At 65.7% G+C, this 3,452-nt stretch carries 4 protein-coding genes and 2 pseudogenes; 4 read left to right on the top strand and 2 right to left on the bottom strand.

What is annotated here, in order from left to right:
• From EN994_RS36290 to EN994_RS23175, 4 genes and pseudogenes are all read left to right on the top strand, one after another.
• Window positions 1-135: pseudogene (locus EN994_RS36290) on the top strand (2-dehydro-3-deoxygalactonokinase); the annotation flags it as partial.
• Window positions 132-773 (top strand): 2-dehydro-3-deoxy-6-phosphogalactonate aldolase, encoded by a 642-nt coding sequence (locus EN994_RS23185; protein ID WP_063169670.1) that lies wholly within the window; start codon window positions 132-134, stop codon window positions 771-773. The pseudogene EN994_RS36290 and the gene EN994_RS23185, both read left to right, overlap by 4 nt.
• A complete protein-coding gene (locus tag EN994_RS23180; RefSeq protein WP_063169671.1) occupies window positions 770-1,651 on the top strand; it encodes an SMP-30/gluconolactonase/LRE family protein in 882 nt (293 codons plus the stop codon). The genes EN994_RS23185 and EN994_RS23180 overlap by 4 nt, the downstream gene beginning before the upstream one ends.
• Window positions 1,652-1,778: 127 nt before the next feature.
• Window positions 1,779-2,852, top strand: a complete 1,074-nt coding sequence (locus EN994_RS23175) for a D-alanine:D-lactate ligase-like protein (RefSeq protein ID WP_063169672.1) — start codon at window positions 1,779-1,781, stop codon at window positions 2,850-2,852.
• A 42-nt stretch (window positions 2,853-2,894) separates the two neighbouring features.
• Here EN994_RS23175 and EN994_RS23170 read toward each other — a convergent pair whose 3' ends face one another.
• Both EN994_RS23170 and EN994_RS36880 read right to left on the bottom strand, forming a co-directional pair.
• Window positions 2,895-3,305 (bottom strand): GFA family protein, encoded by a 411-nt coding sequence (locus EN994_RS23170; RefSeq protein ID WP_063169673.1) that lies wholly within the window; start codon window positions 3,303-3,305, stop codon window positions 2,895-2,897.
• Window positions 3,306-3,346: 41 nt separating this feature from the next.
• Window positions 3,347-3,452: pseudogene (locus EN994_RS36880) on the bottom strand (polyketide cyclase); the annotation flags it as partial.

The raw sequence follows: 3,452 nt of genomic DNA, 5'->3' as shown, positions 1-3,452 counted from the left end.
GCACTCTACCAGGCCGCACTTGGGCTTGCTGGGCTTGAGCTCCGGGCCGTCGACGCCGACGAGGCAGTGCGTGCCGGTCTCGTCGAGGCGGCGCGCGAGAACGGCATGATCGCCAGAATTGGAGTTGCCCGATGAGCCAGACCGCACCGTTTCCAAAACTCAAGCGCGGCCTGGTTGCCATCCTTCGCGGGCTCAAGCCCACCGAGGCGATGGCCATGGGCCAGGCGCTGTTCGACGCCGGCATCGAGGCGATCGAAGTGCCGCTGAACTCACCGCAACCGTTCTCGTCGATCGCCCGCATCGTCCAAGTGCTGCCGAAAACGGCGCTGGTCGGCGCCGGCACGGTGCTGACGCCGGCCGATGTCGATGGCTTGCACCAGGCCGGAGGGCGGCTGCTGGTCAGTCCCAACATCGATGCCGAGGTGATGGCGCGCGCCATGCATTACGGCATGGTGACGATGCCCGGCGTGTTCACGCCGACCGAAGCCTTCCTGGCGATCAAACTCGGCGCCTCGGCCCTGAAATTCTTCCCGGCGAGCGTGCTGGGCACCGGCGGCATTTCCGCGATGCGCGCGGTGTTGCCGGCGCAGACATTGGTCGGCGCCGTCGGCGGTGTCTCTGAAAAAGATTTTGCCGGCTACAAGGCTGCCGGCGTGACCGCCTTTGGTCTGGGCTCCAGCCTGTTCAAGCCGGGCATGAGCGTCGACGAGGTGGCCGCGCGTGCGCACGCTGCCGTCGCGGCCTGGGATGCGGTGTTCGGAGAAGCAGGATGAGCGAAGCGATCGTTTCGGTTTTTTCCGATCACGTCTGCCAGCTCGGCGAGGGGCCGAGCTACGATCCCGCCACCGATACGCTCTACTGGTTTGACATCGTCAACAGCCAGCTTCTGGAAAAGCGGCTGTCCGGCGGCGCGACCACCGTCCATGAGCTTGGCCAAATGGCGAGCGCCATCGCCGTCATCGACGACAAGCGCCAGCTGATCGCCGCCGAGACCGGCCTTTATGTCCGCGATGTCGCGACCGGCAAGCTGACGCTGCACACGCCTGTCGAGGCCGACAATCCGGTCACGCGCTCCAACGATTCCCGCGTCCATCCCTGTGGTGCCCTGTGGATGGGCACCATGGGCAAGGGCGAGGAAAAAGGCGCGGGTTCGATCTACTGGTTTTTCAAGGGCGAACTGCGCCAGCTGTTTTCGGACATCACCGTCTCCAATTCGATCTGTTTTACCGAGGATGGGGCGATCGCTTACTACACCGACACCTCGACCGGGATGCTGATGCGCGTCGCCTGCGACCCGGCGACCGGTCTGCCTGCCGGTGAGCCCAAGCTGTTCGTCGACCACCGCTCGGCCAAGGGCTATGTCGACGGGTCGGTGCTCGACCGCGACGGCATCCTGTGGAACGCCGTCTGGGGCGGCAGCGTCATCGAAGCCTACGGACCCGACGGCAAGCTCGTCCGCACGGTCGCCATGCCGGTGACGCAGCCATCCTGCCCAGCCTTCGTCGGCGCCAAGGCCGACCGGCTGGCGGTCACCTCCGCCTGGTCGGGCAAGGATGAGAAGCAGCGTCTGCTGGATCTGCAGGGCGGCATGACCTTTCTGCTCGATATTCCCGTCAACGGCCGCTTCGAGCCGCGCGTGCTGATCGCCTGATCGAACTGGATTCTACGGTCGGACGGTGCGTTGTCACGCCACCGCCCGCACCGTGTCGGTTTCGCGAGAGCCTGACGTCTCGACCATGCGATGGTAGGTGATCGTACCGCCGGGAATCGTTCATCTCATGCCAAGCCGTAAGCCGAAACTGATACTCATCCATGAGCCGGAAAAGGCTTGTTTCGACCGCCTGGTCGCCGACGGCCATGCGCCGCAGCGCGCAACCGAAATCGCGTCCTATCTGGCGCAGTCGACCGATCTCGCTCCTGAATTCGACGTGCTTGGCCGTGCCTGCCAGGCACGCGGCCTGTCGTTCGCGCCGGTGGGGCTCGACGACGCTGCCAGCGTGCTCGCCGGCGAGCATCCCAGCACAACGCTGGTCTGGACGCTGACCGACGGCATCGCCTATTTCCGCGGCGGCGCGGCGCCCGCTTTGGCGCGACTGGGCGGTTTCAAGACAATCGGCGCCGACGATGCGCTGTTCGCGCTCTGCCAGGACAAGTTCCGCTCCGGCGCCGTGCTCGGCGCGCTCGGCCTGCCGGTGCCACAGGCTGGGCTCGCGCGTGACGGCCAATGGCTGGTCGAGCCGCCGGCCTCGCCCGCCGGCTGGTTCGTCAAGCCCAACCGGCTCGGCGCCAAGATCGGCATCTGGCTGGAGTCGCGCTGCAGCGATCTCGCCCACGCTTTGGAGCTCAGCCGGCGCGTCTTTTCGGCCTATCGCGACGATGTCGTCGTCCAGCCCTACGTCGCCGGCCGCAACGTGCGCGCCAGTTTCCTTAGCCTGATGCCGGGCGCGGGAGTCGAAGTGCTTGGCGTGGCCTTTGTCGATTCAGGCGCCGATTTCCAGACCATGGCCGACAGCCTGGCGCTCTACGGCGACACTGGCGAGGCAGCGAAAGCGGCGGGACATTACGCCGAGCCGGAGCTCGTCGCGGTCGCCGACAGCCAGCCGGCCGCCGACGCCAGGATTCGTGCGATCGCCGGGCGGCTGATGAGCGGGCTCGGCCTGCGCGACGTGTTTTCCATCGATCTCAGGGTCGAGGCCGACGACACCGTCCACCTCATCGAGTTCGAGGTCTGCCCCGGCCTGCCCTGCTTCGATTTCCGCGCCTATTGCCGCCAGCAATGGGGCCTCGAGCTTGCCGATGCCATAGCCGAGACAGCGGCGAGCCGGCTGATCGGCCAAGAGCATCGGGCCTGAAGGCGCGACGGCAGATCGCGGGCCGACGGCGGACGCGTTTCACTACGGCATTCGCTCGACCGCCTGCAAGGCGGGATCCATCTTGTCCCAGGCATGGCCGTGGCTCGTGTAGGTCACCATCTGCGGGCTGAACTGTTCCGGATCGTCGAGGCTGGCCGCATGGACCGCTATGAATTCCGGCATGGCGACGGATATCAGAAAGACCGGCGTTCCGCAGGTTGGACAGAAGGTGTGGATTTTTTCATTGCCGCTGGCGCCCGCCACGCGCCAGGTGCTCACCTCCCCGGTAATGGCCATATCGGTGCGCTGGCCGAAGGTCAGGTAGGATCCGTGGCCGGTGCCTGAGCGCTTCTGGCAATCGCTGCATTGGCAGTGGTTCTGGAAGATAGGCTCGTCATTGGTCTCGTAACGGATCGCGCCGCATGCGCAGCCGCCGGTATAGCGCTTGGTCATTATCGTTCTCCACGGGTCTGATTCTGCTCGAGGTCGCAACATCAGGCCGATTTCGGCTTGGCGAAAATATCGATGCCGCTGCCGGTTTCGAGGAAGGATTTCAGGCTGGACAGCACCGCCGGCCAACCTTGGCTGACGCCTTTCGCC

Source organism: Mesorhizobium sp. M7A.F.Ca.CA.002.09.1.1 (assembly GCF_003998555.1).
GTDB classification, from domain to species: Bacteria; Pseudomonadota; Alphaproteobacteria; order Rhizobiales; family Rhizobiaceae; genus Mesorhizobium; species Mesorhizobium ciceri.
The sequence above is the reverse complement of the archived record's forward strand: the minus strand, read 5'-3'. Positions and strand labels throughout refer to the sequence as shown.